The sequence below is a fragment of the Pseudoalteromonas sp. OF5H-5 genome (assembly GCF_021530695.1).
Taxonomy (GTDB): Bacteria; Pseudomonadota; Gammaproteobacteria; order Enterobacterales; family Alteromonadaceae; genus Pseudoalteromonas.
Genome location: NZ_JAKGBF010000023.1, coordinates 1 through 15167 on the forward strand (window position 1 = coordinate 1; position 15167 = coordinate 15167).

At 39.1% G+C, this 15167-nt stretch carries 11 protein-coding genes and 3 pseudogenes; 6 read left to right on the forward strand and 8 right to left on the reverse strand.

Translation table 11 applies throughout. From position 1 onward, the window contains the following. The 3 genes and pseudogenes from L1271_RS22115 to L1271_RS22125 form a co-directional block, all read left to right on the forward strand. A pseudogene (locus L1271_RS22115) lies at positions 1 to 259 on the forward strand (hypothetical protein); the annotation flags it as partial. A gap of 257 nt (positions 260 to 516) precedes the next feature. Next, the gene (cspE, locus tag L1271_RS22120; protein WP_010375758.1) at positions 517 to 729 is read left to right on the forward strand and encodes a transcription antiterminator/RNA stability regulator CspE; all 213 of its coding nucleotides are present in this window, start codon (positions 517 to 519) and stop codon (positions 727 to 729) included. 341 nt (positions 730 to 1070) lie between these two features. Beyond that, the gene (locus L1271_RS22125; RefSeq protein ID WP_235368816.1) at positions 1071 to 1274 is read left to right on the forward strand and encodes a hypothetical protein; all 204 of its coding nucleotides are present in this window, start codon (positions 1071 to 1073) and stop codon (positions 1272 to 1274) included. A 232-nt stretch (positions 1275 to 1506) separates the two neighbouring features. Here L1271_RS22125 and L1271_RS22130 read toward each other — a convergent pair. Further along, positions 1507 to 1723, reverse strand: a pseudogene (locus tag L1271_RS22130) (cupin); the annotation flags it as partial. 411 nt (positions 1724 to 2134) lie between these two features. Between L1271_RS22130 and L1271_RS22135 the strand changes: the two are divergent. Then, positions 2135 to 3874, forward strand: coding sequence for a hypothetical protein (locus L1271_RS22135; RefSeq protein ID WP_235368818.1), 1740 nt, complete (start codon positions 2135 to 2137; stop codon positions 3872 to 3874). 12 nt (positions 3875 to 3886) lie between these two features. Beyond that, entirely contained in the window at positions 3887 to 6028 is a 2142-nt protein-coding gene (locus L1271_RS22140; RefSeq protein ID WP_235368819.1) for a glutamate synthase-related protein, read from the forward strand. Between the two features lie 466 nt (positions 6029 to 6494). Here the strand turns inward: L1271_RS22140 and L1271_RS22145 are convergent, their stop codons facing one another. The 6 genes and pseudogenes from L1271_RS22145 to L1271_RS22170 all read right to left on the reverse strand — a co-directional run bounded on the left by L1271_RS22145 (position 6495) and on the right by L1271_RS22170 (position 12953). After that, complete coding sequence (locus L1271_RS22145) at positions 6495 to 7745, reverse strand: hypothetical protein (protein ID WP_235368820.1); 1251 nt, start codon at positions 7743 to 7745, stop codon at positions 6495 to 6497. A gap of 573 nt (positions 7746 to 8318) precedes the next feature. Further along, positions 8319 to 8567, reverse strand: a pseudogene (locus L1271_RS22150) (transposase); the annotation flags it as partial. A gap of 140 nt (positions 8568 to 8707) precedes the next feature. Next, positions 8708 to 9862, reverse strand: coding sequence for a glycosyltransferase (locus L1271_RS22155; RefSeq protein ID WP_010603839.1), 1155 nt, complete (start codon positions 9860 to 9862; stop codon positions 8708 to 8710). Positions 9863 to 9889: 27 nt separating this feature from the next. Next, the gene (locus L1271_RS22160) at positions 9890 to 11464 is read right to left on the reverse strand and encodes a hypothetical protein (RefSeq protein ID WP_211865237.1); all 1575 of its coding nucleotides are present in this window, start codon (positions 11462 to 11464) and stop codon (positions 9890 to 9892) included. A gap of 1 nt (position 11465) precedes the next feature. Further along, positions 11466 to 12644 (reverse strand): radical SAM protein, encoded by a 1179-nt coding sequence (locus L1271_RS22165; RefSeq protein WP_010603837.1) that lies wholly within the window; start codon positions 12642 to 12644, stop codon positions 11466 to 11468. Between the two features lie 69 nt (positions 12645 to 12713). After that, positions 12714 to 12953, reverse strand: a complete 240-nt coding sequence (locus tag L1271_RS22170) for a hypothetical protein (RefSeq protein WP_010603836.1) — start codon at positions 12951 to 12953, stop codon at positions 12714 to 12716. 364 nt (positions 12954 to 13317) lie between these two features. On the opposite strand from L1271_RS22170, the gene L1271_RS22175 reads away from it, so the two are divergent. Further along, entirely contained in the window at positions 13318 to 13638 is a 321-nt protein-coding gene (locus L1271_RS22175; protein WP_010603835.1) for a response regulator transcription factor, read from the forward strand. Positions 13639 to 13832: 194 nt separating this feature from the next. Here the strand turns inward: L1271_RS22175 and L1271_RS22180 are convergent, their stop codons facing one another. After that, entirely contained in the window at positions 13833 to 14708 is an 876-nt protein-coding gene (locus L1271_RS22180) for a trypsin-like serine protease (RefSeq protein ID WP_223229984.1), read from the reverse strand. Positions 14709 to 15167: the final 459 nt, after the last annotated feature.

The following is a 15167-nucleotide window of genomic DNA, read 5'->3' on the forward strand; positions in this document are numbered from 1 at the left end:
ATTTTTTGCTAGATCAATTGAAAGCGTGCTAACGTTATTCATGATGGACTCTCCTAATAACTGTGTTTGCAACTATCAGTTTGGCGCATTGACGCCGATTTGGGAGCGTCCATCTCATCACCCATCACGATTAGCAAGCGGCGATATCCACGACACCCGCTGCTTAACAGATAATTTTTTTCAGAATCGTTTAATCAGTTGTGACTTTAAAGAAGAGAAACACTCAGGACGGATGATCCAATATTTGGGTGAGGTGTAGTAAGCATCTATAGTCGAGGGTGTAATGCTAAAGGTTTTGCTGTTGATTTTGTTGAATAAATAAAATAAAAAAGAAACTTATATCTATTAGTCATATTTCGTGTATAGTGGGTGACTCAATAAGTTACCTATTAATGTAACATTTAGTTCAAGTTCTTCTCAGTTTCCTTTCGAACCAGTTCGTCATATATGCTCTGCGATATCTTTTCCTTTATTACATACTTAGTAACTAATATTTTTTAATATATCGAGGTATATATGTCTAACAAGATTTTAGGTTCAGTAAAATGGTTTAATGAGTTAAAGGGTTTTGGTTTTATTACACCTGAAAATGGTAGTCCAGATGTTTTTGTTCACTTTAAATCAATTGTAAGCGAAGGCTTTAAAACACTGAATGAAGGTCAAAAAGTGGCCTTTGATGTTGAGCAGGGGGCTAAAGGTCCAAATGCTGCTAACGTTACTTTAGTATAAGTGGCGAATAGACTGGAGAGGACTTCCAGTCAATATCCATCTCTCAAAGTAAAAGTCCATTTCAATATTAACACCATAATTTCATAAAATTCCATTTAATCGATGTGCGTTTTTTAACTCACATAGAAAGGGAGTTTTATGCGTTTTCGTTCATATTATTTTGTTTTGAGAGGTAGGATTTTAAATTGAAAAAGCAGTCGAAAAAAAAGAGTGGCGAAGACGCGGCTCTTGATAAAAGTAAGTCAAATAATATTCACGTTGTAAGAAGAAAAATCGAAGATATTCTGTCTGAACGAGAGCGAAAGAAATTATTGGGGCTTTGATTTAAAGAGAAGTGAGTTATGGCTAGACCAAGAAGACAAAGTAGTAAAAAAACACGGAAAGAGGATTTTGAAGGTAAACTTGAACAAGTGGTAGGTGAATATCGTCAAGCAAAAGAAGTGCTTGATGCTCTTGCGGAAGATACGGTTGAGTATAGCGAGCAGAAAGATGAGTGTGACAAGCTCTTTGCGCGTGCTGAACGTTTCATCAATAGGCTGTCTTAAGACTCATAAACTTCAACATTAAAGCAAATGACAAGGCATGTATCTGCCTTTAATCCCGCTTTAAATTTGCTTACCTTAGTTGCAAAGTTCAAGGAATGAACCAAAAGCTAATATAGAAAAGTTAGCGTTTATCTTAACCAACTCATCTGAACAAACCCTACATTAGTTCGTTCATCTAAACCACTTCTTTGTTTGTATAAATAAGGGTAGTGGATCATGCTTACACTAGTTTTTATACACTTCCCTCTGATTCTATGACCAAAATTCTCGGCGCTCCACGAGGATGAGCAACATGCTCAGTGCCAATTGATGCATAAAAAATATCACCAATTTGCAACAGGGCTGATTGCTCAATACCATTCTCTTTATAAAACATGTCAACAACACCATCTAACACGACAAAGACTTCTTCACCGTCATTAACATGCCACCTTATAAGGCTGATCAGAACGTTAGTTTATAAGTCGAGTGTACTCACAAACTAGGTTGGGTTTTGGCGAAGCTTATCTTGGAGCGGGGTAATTCGGAGGCGTTTACCTTTGATACACGTCGAAAAAGGTGCCTTTTATCGCATCAAAATGGAAGTCTAGGGATTTTCCCTTCTAAAGTAACATCGAACCCCATCTAGCTATATATCGATATTCAAGTTTGGAAGTCCTGATATAACTAAAATGGGGGGTTATCTTCTGCAAAGTCAATCAAGCAAAACAAGATAATTGCGGCTCTCCCAACGAATTTCAAGTCAGCTTGAATGTAATACTATGTAATATCATCATGAACGGCCTTGTGTTAATTTTTTTATATATTTGTTAGTCATTGCGGTCAACAGTACGTTGGCAGTTAATCAGGGGCGGTTTGTTATGGTAAATGTAGTCCAAGTTATTTTATTTCTCTCATGTCTTAGCTCTTTCGTCGTTGCAAAAGAGGCTAACAGTACTCAACAATTACCTGATGGGTATATATATTCAGGGCAGGGTGACCCTATAACCAAAAGGCGACCAGAACCAACCACTATCGAAGTTTTGATTAATAAAAAATACTTTGAAATTTGTGAAGAAGAGCTTGGTCAAATCCCTGTTGAACAGGTTGACTGCACGTTGGCTCAGCCGATCCCTATGACCAGGACTATGGCAGACGGTTCAGTTGTTTCTCTGAACCGCCACAACATACCAGCAAGTATTCCAAGGTTTGGTAGTGGAAGTGAGCAAGTCAGTTTTAATAGTAGTGGTTTTGCTGATGTTACAACTTGTGATAAGCCCAGTGCTATATTTCGCGATATGAAAAATGTTGGCTGTGTTCCTGGTGACAGAATTAAATACATTAATAATGTATTGGCTAATGGTAATAAAGTTGATTGGGTTTATATATGTAGAAAAAACAACAAAATAATGGATGACCCACATCTTTATAATGAGCTTGGCATGATAGGTTACAACAGAGATACTGGGAAAACCTGTTTTTTTGCTGGTCAGCCAACATTAGAAGCGGAAGTTAAGGGGAAATGGATCTTAACTTCTGTGAATGAACAAACGGAGGAAAGCAGTACAAAAATTGAAAATATAGCGGCTATTCCTCTGGTTACTGGTAAGAAAATTCCACCGCCAAACTTTACCGACTTTGATCCCGAGTCGGTCAAACATTGGTCATTACCTGTTGGTGGTTGTGTCGGCTGTCATTCTCAGGGACCATTTGTACGTTTTCCTTTTACAGAGCCCGTTGCTTGTGCTGTCGATCCTAAAACTCAATCCTGCTCTCAGCATTACAACAGCATAAAGGAATGTGAAGTGGCTAGGGAAAATATGCCTCGTCGCGAGCGCCTAAATACCAAGTGTGAAAGTGTTATCCCAAAGCGTCGACCCGGTATGTTGTACGATCCTATATCACCGTTTGATCAGAAAGGAGAGCTTGCAGCTTATATAAATGAGTTAGCTCAATCTGAAGGTTTTGACATCGGAGATAAGTATTATAACAACTTGATGGCGGCTAAATGGAATCACCCGATGCGATTAATGGACGAGGAAGCCAAGCCTTGTACCGTTTGTCATGCCATCGGTAACGCTGACTACGGTGATCGATTTGTGCACGCAGGCTTTGTACTTGGGCAGCTAAACCCTGATGATGTTAAAAAGTATCACATTCGCTCAAAACTTTACTTAAGTAATGTTTCCAAGTCATTGAGAAACGAAGGCTTTCACGACAAGAAAGTACTAATCGATGGGTTACTGCCGCTTAGGCTTGGGTACGATTCAGTGGCTGAACGAAACGCCGAGCGCGAGAAACAAAGCATCGCTCGTTATATCAAGGCTATAAAACACATCAAAGGTTGTTCTGCGAAAGACAATAACTGTTCATGGGACGAACACTGGACTATGACCAGGGTAAAAGAACAACCGCTTAAATATCTCCAGGACCATTGTAGCTTCTGCCATACCAGCGATATGGCTTCACCTAGATTGGTCACGGAAACCGACTTTAAGCGGCTTGAAATACGCGAGCGGATCATTAACCGTTTATATGAAACCGTCAACCCTATGCCGCCAAGTGGGCAGTTTCCCGATGATGTAAAAGCTGTTCTAACAGAATACTTGCGTGCAAAATAAAGGGGTAAAGATATGGATACCGAATTAAAAAGACAGATCAAAAACAGTATTGAAGATAAACGAGCTGACATAATAGAACTGATTGAACTCGGTCGAGATCTTGCGTCAGATGAGTCAGGCCATATCAATCACGGCCCCAATACTTCAATGGGAGTGCCCAAAAATACCTTACCTAAGTGGGACGATATTCAGTTGTTAACTGCCCAACTCGCAAAAAAACCGCTATTTGACGGAGAAACCGTCGATACTCAGCTGGTTATTGGTCCCAGAGCTAAAAGCCCTTTAGTGTTGGATATACCCATGTTTGTTTCAGACATGAGTTATGGTGCCTTATCAAAAAACGCTAAAATAGCGTTAGCTAAAGGAGCAAACTACGCAGGAACTGGCATTTGCTCTGGCGAAGGAGGAATACTGGCAGAGGAACTGGCCGCCAATAATCGTTACCTGTTTGAAATGGGGACTGCTCGAAACGGTATTAAACCAGGTAAAGAAGCAGATTTTTTTGAAAAATATAACGGCAAAGTTAAAGCCTTCCACTTTAAAGGCGGGCAAGCCGCGAAAACGGGTACCGGCGGTCATTTACCAGGCGCTAAAGTTACCAAAGAGATTGCTGAGGTGCGTCATATTACAGAAGGCCAAACAGCAATCTCTCCTCCTACCTACGAGGACTTTACAAGTCCGGGTGAATTCAAAGACTTTGCTGACCTGATAAGGGAAGGGCTGGGCGGCGTACCCATTGGTTTTAAAATCAGCGCAAACCATATTGAACGTGATATTCAGTTTGCTTTGGATGCCACTGCTGATTACATCATCCTTGATGGTCGAGGCGGCAGTACAGGTTCTGCACCCAATATATTTAGAGATCATATTTCTGTTCCAACTATTCCTGCGCTAGCCCGAGCAAGAAATTATCTTGATGCTCAGGGGATGAAAAAGGGAGCCTCAGATTCAGTAACCCTAATCATTACAGGTGGGCTAAGAGTCCCGGCTGATTTTATCAAAGCTATGGCGCTAGGAGCGGATGGTATTGCTTTATCAAACAGTGTGCTGCAGGCAATCGGTTGTGTTGGCGCAAGAATTTGTAATTCAGGTAACTGCCCGGCAGGAATTGCTACTCAGGATCAAAACCTGGTTAATAAACTGAACATAGCTGATAGAGCGGATGATCTGGATAGTTTCTTTTATGCCAGTACACACCTTATGCAAATTATGGCAAGAGCCTGTGGCCACGATTCATTAAGTAAATTTTCCATGGACGACTTAACTACTTGGCATAAACAAATATCGGAATTAACCGGTATCGCTTATGCCGGAGTTACAAACGATTTTACTCGGGTCGAATTACCCGATAGTGCGGGTAAGCTGGCTTTACATAACCTAATCAGTCAGAGCAAAATAAAAATATCTGCTGTCAAACAGTTGGAAAGCTTTGAGCAACTGTGTAAAGGTGTGACATTAGCGAGCGGCAGTGCACAGGCCTATTTAACACAAAAACAGTATGTTGATGCAGGTTACCCATTAGAAATAGTCCTGAATACCTTAGGTGTTAGAGCATTGATGCGGTTGGTGCCACCTTTAATGAGTGGAAGTGAGCACCGTCCTCACTTGGAACCTTATTACGTAGGGAAATTTCAGATTAGTCAAATAGAATGGCAGCGAGTGACAGGTTCGACACCAAGTGAGTTTAAACTTGATGATAACCCAGTGAATAAAGTAACTCGTCAAGAGTGTGTTGACTTCGCTGCAAAATTGAATAGTGATCTGGTGGGCACTGGTTGGGAAGTTTCTTTGCCAAGTGTAGAAGAATGGATCCATGCTTGCCGTGCAGGTACTACAACACAATATTATTCCGGCTCTCTGCCATTGGACAAACAAGGCAAGGAGTTATCTGGTATGTCCCCAGCACAAGCCCATAGCAATGATATGCTTAGAGTTGGCACAATAGCGCCACCTAATGCTTATGGTTTGTACGATCTTTATAGCTATATTTACGACTTTACCATGACCAACGACTTTTCTGGTCAAGATATCTATTTGCGGGGTGGATACTATGGCGGTTTCTTTGGAAGCGAACAACACAGTGGTTCAGATCCGAATGGACCCGCAGCCAACTTTAAAAGCTTTAGATTGGCCCTAAGATATGTTGGAAAGTAATAACTTTTTGTTGGCATATGTATATGTTTTAACAGGTAATGCCACCAGCTAATTAGTATTAGAGGGGTTCTATGTTACTTTCGAGGGGAAAATCCCTAGAACCCCAAACTGTGGGATTTTTTGCAATATGGGGGTTAGCTTATGAAAAGTTCAAATGTTATCGGGTTTGTTTTAGCTACTTTATTGTTTTTTATTGCTAGCTTTATTGACGGAGAGTTTAATGAACTCTTTTTTAGTATTGCTATTTTGTTGGTTATCTTATCTTTGTTTTACTTTTATAAATCAAAAAATGAATTCTAATGATTAAGTGTTATTCTGGCGAGATTTATAAAGCTTTTTAGGTTTTAGGGCATCGAAGGTGTTAAGCTGACATCCTCCGATACCTCTAGTTGTTCTATGATTTGGTTTGTAGTTTCAATAGTTATAAATTGAATGCGTCAGTAATGCGTAAACGTTTTCCTTTCCATTATTCAGCTGAATAGCCTTCACCAGCATTAGACAACACGCCCTTTGGAACTTCTCCATATACAGAGTTAATAAGTGTGGTCACAGTTGTATTTGTCGTCTTTGGGTTCGCGTGCAACCAAATTATCTGTGCAGAAGCCGTAATTGGATCAACTGTGTTTCCTTCTTCTCGATTGCGGCAGTTTGAATCAAAACTGGGCCACTTGTCCGACTTCGTATGAATTTGTGTGTTCTGATCCTTGTAACTCCGAAAAGCCTTTACTGGATCACATTTAACAGAAGGTGAAACTCCAGGGGCTCCTCTATCAGTGTGGCTTTTTGAATATGAATCTTGAATCAAATGTAAGACTGACCCTAATGCAGCCATCCGAACCTCATCTTCGTTTTCAATAACCGTACAGCTAGCGGAAATAAACATTCCGTCACACGCTAAGTTGAACGTCGTTGCAACACTGAATCCCTTGAAAGTCTTTTGTTTGCCATTCCAAAGCTCAGTGTTAAATAAACGAGACCAAAAACTAATAGGTCTTTCCTCACACCAGCCTTTTGCTCTTACATTGTCTACCCCAAGCGCTGGTTCAATATTTGGGTATTCACCACTAGACCAGTGGTCGCAATACGGTTGACTAAGGTCGCTTGAACCAAGAGATAGATTGAAAGCAAAATTTGACCATTCGATAACCTTATTCAGAGTCTTCTCGCTTGGTATGCCGTTAGCTGATGCCATGGAGTGTAAAAATTGTAATTCCCCTAAATGACTGGCACAAAGTAATCCGTCATCTGTAATATCAATCTTGTTATCAGGGTCATCATCCAGTCTGCGGTTACAAACACGCTTTATGGTAGCTGCAAATTTGGCTGCGGTTCTATCCTTATTCTGCACTTGCCGTGTCGGATCATCAGACCATCTAATCGACTTTACCAGTTGGTAGTAATCTCTAATCGCCTCCGGATACTTATTGGGCGATGAATATATGTCAATGTTGTTATTCTCTGAAATCTGTGAATTGCATTCGTTCGGCATATTGGTGATTTCAGTTTCATTGATATTTGCTTCGGCCAAACACTGTAAAGCTAATACAGTCATTTTTTCGTGGTTCCGCTCCCATTCGATGCCGACGATTCCTAATTTATCCGTATCAAAGGTGGGGGCGGACTCGTTCTTTACTGCTTTTTTCCCTATTTCATAAGAAAGTGCGGATGTGGTAATAGCAAACAGAACAGCTGAAAACAATGAACAGATGACTTTCATATTTGGTCCCCTAAAAATTAACAAATTTATGATCCTTAAAGTGTCGAAATGAAGGCCGACAAAATGGAGCTCGCTACAGTATAGTAGATTTCGCTATGATTTCAGGCTGTAAATATCTGGTTGTGCAAAGCGAAAATAGCAACATATTTATATTGGCGAATGCAGACCTCAGCGATTGCCTTCTGCATCTAAAAATAACGCGAAGAAACTGCTTTCGTTATCGAAAAAATTTCGAGAATTTAACTCTTATGAATGCTTTAAAGTCCTTATTAAAGTGAAATTGTTATAGCAATTACTTTTGTACGCGATGTTAGTGATGCTGTCTTTACGATTAGTGTTAAAGTGCTTTGCAAGCGTACAAGTTTACTTAAATGCTTTGGACTAATACCAACAAAATCTAAAAACTTCCGCTCCAGTAGGCGCTTTTTATTGGGATTTGATGATTGTATTAACCGATATATCGTTATCTAGTGCAAAGTAAATATAAAAGTTCACTTATTATTTATCCAACCTCTATATTTTCATTCAGCGCAAAAGCGCTTGTTTGACCTGCACTTCTCACATTGTTTCCCCTATGAGTTCTCCTGACAGTGCTGTGTTTATGTAACTTCTGTAACCGCAGAGTTTGCGAAAGAGCGTGTAGGCCATTTCTGTCACCAGCTTTCGATCATCTACGTTTGTTAGCTTCAACGCCACAATTTCACCTATGTGATTGACGATCAAATGCAGTGTAAATCTAAACGATCAGACCATGGTGCCTTTGCTATCCTGAGCAATGCTTTCAAATACCTTATTTCTCTTGGCGCGAATGACGTGACAGACCCTCGCAATAGGTTTCAACTAACTTATTCACGCTCGTTTCTTTTGGTCGAATGAACTGGTCAGGAAGTGAGCTATTCGTTCCTTTGATTTTTTAAATTCTTATCCGAAGTCAAGATTAAGTTAAATTGGCTAGGCTTAACTTATGACTCTATTGCTGGATAGTACTTATTAAGCCAGTCTAATTCTGCTAACTCTGAGTAATCTTGTTGCAACGTTTGCTCTCTAGTTTGATGTCTAAAGTTTCTTTTTAGACTTATTAAGTAGCTTGAATACATTTTTGCAACGCGTTCCATTGAGTAGTTGTTTTCAGCCCATTCTCTACAATGTTTTGAAGAAATTTTATCTATATTTTTGGTTGCCCAGTAAAACTGCTCTTCGTTACGACACCTAAATCCTGTGAGGCCATGTAGATTATTTTCTGGAATGCCGCCCCAATCACTAGAAATTACAGGTGTACCACTCAACATGGCTTCGATCATAACGCCCCCAAACACTTCAAGAACAATAGTTGGCAGAAAGAGAGCTTTGGCCTTTTTAAGTAAATGCTTTCTTTTATTTAAATCAGCATAACCCACAAACTCAACATGGCTTGGAATTGTTTTATAACTTAGGTGATTGATATCTCCCGGACCTGCGACAATAAGCTTAGCGTTGGCTTTTCTCGTTGCTTCAACAGCTATTACTAAACCTTTATTGGGATCCATCCTACCAAGATATAAAAAATAGTTATCTTTAGCTTCACAGTATTCGAAATCATCACAATCAAAATAGTTTGGTATTACTGCGTCGTAACGTTTGGGATGTGTTATCCCCAATTGACCGTAAACATAGCTCATATGAGCATATGACTCGAATATTTTAAAAGGAGCAAAACATCCCTTGCCATCGTAGCCGATGCCTGGTTCTATGATGAAACATTTTTCCTCGAACATGGATACCGCTTCTTCCATACTATTACCCCAAAAGCATAAAATAGCGTCTCCAGCTTCAACTCTAATTTCTAGTTCTCGTTGAACATTTTGTTTAAATTTATGATGAGCGATGTCCAATGTGCTGTGATTGCAATAACTATCTTGCCAACTTTTACCGCCGTATGCTTTAGTTAAAATGTCGTCGGTCGTCACAGTTACATGTTCATGGCAGTCAACCTCTGATCGTTCATGACCATAATGAATGATCTTAAAAAAAGGTTTCATCATTTTGCAGAATTTGACGACTTTTTGCGTGAAGGCGCAAAACAGATAGTCCTGATTTGTTGTTACGGTATGAGGGGGGGCTAGTACATGCAATATCATTTGTGTTCTTCCATTATTTTGTTGTTTTTATTGGATTCGAAAGTTCTTAAAGATAGAAGGTGAAAATTTGCATGGTAAATCTGCAGAAAATTCTTTCCCTTCAACAGTTAGGACACCTCTCGTAGAGCATGACTTATTATAGCTATCTAAAAGCAAATATCCGTCGCTTCGAATATCCAGCGAATTTATCTTTTCGATGTATCCGTTTGCTTTTTCGAAACTCGATGGACAACTGGAATGTTGGTATATTCTTACTCGCTCTTCGCGAGTTTCGAATGAAAAAAAGCCATCACATGCCGACGTCATAAAATGCCTAAAAATTGCTTTTTTTAATATGTGGTTAGGAGTTGATTTATTAATTATTATTTCACCGATTAGCTGCTGATAACTTTTTATTATCGCTTCTTCGGGTGGGGGAGTTGAGTTGCCAGAAGTGAGCGCACCTAACGCCGTTTTACTTTCAGGAGATATATTACTCACGAAGTGATTGAGACTATTTTCTCGAGTGTTAAGAAGTTTTTGTCGCCAGTAGTGAAAAAATTGTTTTTCCCCAATTAAGTGATGTAAAAATGCATGTCCGCAGCTATAGCGGCCTGGCCAATACTGCGTTCCCGGTATTACCTTATAGCTATGCTCAAGCGAACAGGTGAGCTTTTGAAGATTATTTTGTGTGTCAAACTGCTCCCTATCGATGAGCTTTAAATTGAGCTTGGCTATATTTGCTGCGAATTCAGCACCACCTTCGCTAAGCCAGTGAGGTTCATGACTGTCATTACTTGTCCAAATATGGAATACTTCGTGAGCGATAAATTGTTCTAGGTGTTGAGCAATAGCAGGGCTAAAGTTGAGGTAACGTTTACCACCAAACCTTAAGACAAAAGTGTTACCATTATGCACCCCGCCATCATAAAAATCAGACTCTGGACTCTCGAAGCTTGCAACAATGGTTAACTTTTTATCATTTGATAGTGCTAATTCTTTACTGTAATAACTGTGAAACTTTTTGAAATTTTCAGTTATCAGATCACTTAGCCATTGTGGTAGATTATCATTGAAGATGAAGTTGAATTTACTTTTCTTACTGACGAGCACTGATTCTTCGTTAAAGTTAAATATCAAAAAGTTATTTTTCTTCTCTACACTTACCAGTTTTTTGTCTTTTTCTGCGAAAAAAGTGATGCAATTTTCTTCTAAACTTTCCCATTCGTCATCTGGCTTTATTTTCATTGCAATTGGAGTGATTGCGGTCATGAATACGCCATGAGAGTCTCCTAAATTCACGTATGGCGCGTATGTTGCGTTAATATACTTATTTAAGGGGGATAGAAGGAATGAGGTAGTTAAGCCTTTATCATTCATTAGAACTATGTTACTACTATGATGAGCTATATTTTCCCTCTGGTTAATATTTAAAAATGCAGATTCTGTTTCTTTCGATGCGTTGAGTTTCAATGCAGTGTAAGGTTTGCTAGCTCGATATTCGACCTGCAATCCTTTTGGGCTTTGTTTAAGTATTAACTTTACAGGAAAAGTACAGCTCTCTTTTGCGAAACTAGAGAATGAAAGTATCATCGAACTAAAAAATATAAAAATCTTAATCATTTTACTTCCCTTCTATAATTTTAAGGATTTCATCTTTAGGATAGCCATTGGAGACTAAATGCTGAGTAATTTCAAAATATAATGCACTTATTGCCTCGCAAAACACGGATGGGTTATTAAACCCGTTGTTTTTACTGTATCTATTTTCTAAGTCTCCGCCTCTGCAGAGCTTCTCCCATACACAGTCTTTACAGCCTTCAGGTGTTTCTTTGTAAATTTTATCTATCTCTTTAAAAATTTCGTGTTCCAAAAATGATCTTAATGTGGTTTCTTTTACGTTGCTTGTTGGCGCCATTTTTCGCCATTCACTCGTTGGAATGAATGAATCATCAATGGTTATCGTTCCATCTGATTGAATACAAATTATTTGATTGTTTATTATTTCTTTTCGATCATATGGTCTATTGTCTCCTCCTTCCCTCTTTTGAAATATTCTAAATTTGTCTTCAATTTGACGTGTTGAAAAATTATTAGTTTCTCTCCAAAGATTAAAAATATCGAGCACTGCTTTTTTATAATCATTGATTGTTGTATTGTTAGGGAATGGGTCGTCATGACTTATATCTGGGAATAAGAAGCTTAAATTTTTTATATTTAAATCTTCAACTAAGTGCTCAGTGATTTTTTTATAGTCAAAGGTGCCATTTAATACGCTAATGACACCAGGCTGAGTAAGTCGTCCTTCGGAGGCCGCCTTGGTTATAAGTTCAGTGCCCGCCTTTATTTTGTCATAAGAGCCTTTACCATTGTGGTCGATTCTGAATTTATCATTGAAGCTCTTTGGGCCATCAATACTTAAGCCTGGACTCACCTGATATTTCTCGAAGAGCGTAATCCACTCTTCAGTAACTAGAGTTACATTAGTTTGTACTGATAACTTCAACTGGGTATGCTCAGACAGCCCTTTACTTAGTTTTTCACATAAATCTGAAAACTTTTTAAGCGGGAGCATCAAAGGCTCCCCACCATGTAAAGCTATCTCGATAACAGAAATCTTTATTTCTTTTAATGAACGAAGGAGGAAGTCAATCAAGTCATCAACGGTTTTGCCTGAAATTAATGCAGGTCTATCTTTGTAAGAATCATCGCCACCAAAAAAATAATAGCAATATGTACATGCTAAATTACATCTTTCAGATACTTTTAATATAACCTGCAATCTATCTATAGACTTTAGCATTATTATCTCTTTCTATTTTTAGGCTAAAAGTAGCCCATGCTTTTGCATTACATGGGCATAGATTTATACTTATGAACAGCGCTGGCTGTAACTTCCAGAACCTTGAGTGTAACCACTCCCATCATTTCTCTGGTCGTAACTTCCTCCATTTTGTCCATAGCCAGGATTTGAGCCACCACACTGGGCGTAGTTTCCACCTGAAATGGAAGGTAATACTTCAGGCTCTAGTAGCTTAGTCACTAGTGGGCTTTCTGTTACCTTTCCCTCGTGTTGTTGTAGTTGGTTGAATAAATTACTTTTTTCTATCATGAGCTTTCCTTGTAAAAGATTGTTATTAATATCTCGAATTACAGAAGTCTATGTCTGGAGGCATTACTTCGTAATTCACTCGTAGTGACGTTGTCATATCAATCAGCTCTTATTGGCCTTAAAAGTTAATAATGTTTACTTTTGTACCTTAATGCTGAACTTTTAATTTATCAGTACGTAAGTTAAATGAAACTATCTAAGTGGGTAGTTTTGAGGCGACCAACTTTTGCCAAATGGTTATAGCTGCTGAGGAGTTGCGAGTGATGCTGTTGCGCCGAAAATTGTTTGATGTATACCGCTTCAGATAACAGCTGCTATCAATATGAAAGTAAATGAAGGGTTGTTTTTATTGAGGTGAAAGTATTTGAATGTTAATGTTGAGTTTAAAGGTAATTTTTATGTGATCAAGGAGGTGGGTGTGTCTTGCTGTTTTTCTAAATTATCAAGCCGAGAGCGTGATGTATTACTACTTTTATTATCAGGGAAGTCCTATAAAGACATTGCATTTGAGCTGCATGTTTCATCAAATACCGTGAAGTTTCATTGTGGAAACATTTACGACAAGCTGGGTGTTGCCAATAGAAAAGTGCTGTCGGCTAGGTACTTTAGACATGATGTATTGGAGCAGAATGAGGCTGTAAATGATAAACTACAATACAATGACGCCAAAGAGCCTATCATTTAGCTTGCTATTGTTTATTAAAGCTCAAAGGGAAGCAGAGACAAGCTTAAATTTAACAAAGACTTGTCACTACTTGGCAAACCATTCCTGTAAGCTTTTAGTCGCAGTGGCTGTTTTATCACAACGATCAACATACCTTATTACCTTCGTAAATTTAGCAACCGTCTTATGGTTTGCTTTTAGACGCGCTTTACCTGCTACTGGCCTTTATTGATATGCTTATTTATCCAATCTTGGTAATAAGATACACGCGTTAATACTGCGGTTGAACCGTATTTTCCTAAAGTATAATTTTCCAAATCGCCTTCAATTTCTCTCCATGCAGCTAATCCAACCAATACCGGAGTTGAGCCTTGATAAATGATTGCTGCGCCGCCGCTATCTCCTGAGCCTATAGTGCCTTCTAACGGTAGCGCATCGGCTCCTTGTTCGAAGGTAAATCTGAGCCAGTGTGCTTTTGCTTCTGTGATCACGTTGTTGTAAACATGCATTTGATAGTCGTCTTGAGTGAAAGCCCAATCTGAGAAAAATTTGGTGACTTGGTACCATGCATAGGTAGTTAAGCTTGGTCCCTCAGAGTCGTGCTCTTCACCCGTTATTCCCGTTCCGATAGCGCCGCGACCAAACCCGGTTATTTCCATGCCTAACTCTTCATTTCCCTCATATATAGCGATGGGTTGAATGTGTGTCACAGGCTTACTTAAGCGAATTAACGCAATGTCTTTGGCGTTATTTAGCTGCTCCATAAGCGGTGCCGGGTCGCCTTCACTCCAGTCACCTTCTACCTTTTTGTAATCCGGGTGAATAATGATTTGTGCGATTTGATTTTCAACGCCATGCACCATGATAGGTTTGTCTTGGTAGTCATACATAAACGTATAAATGACGTGAGCTGGTGCCAATAACCAATGCTTATCGATTAACACCGAACCGCCTTGAAATGGCATATCAACATAAAACTGCGGAATGCTGTTAACCTTATACAAGTCAGGGTCAACATCATGTCTTTTGACAACCGCATGGTTCTGAAAAGAGGCAAACATGAGCAAAAAAATGGCAAGGTATTTCATCATTATTCCTTATTTATTATTATTTCCAAAGTGGCCAATAAATCATCATACTGAAACTTTCTTTTCAATGCATCAATAAATGTACCTGTTTTATACTACGCTCTCTCCCTCAAAAATATCTGCACGCTCACCAAATTAAAATAAATAAAAACAAAAGGTTATTGTCATGCTATGACGCCAAAAATATTGCAAATTAGTTCGGAAACATGATTGATAAGAAGTGTGACTGGTGCAATCAAGTTTGTGAGGTAACAGCATTAAGGTAAAGTTAATTTATGTGCTGTAGGGCCTGTTGACCTTTGCTGTTTGACTTTTGTTCTCCTGAGTGTGTTTTGGTTGCGACGCTCGACTTGCCGCCTAGTAATCTAGGCAAAAGTTGAGCAACAATGAGCAAAGCGCACTCAAGTGAACCCAAAGGGCAGCGCTTGATTGGCATTTCTACTGTGTTATCACCTGACTCAC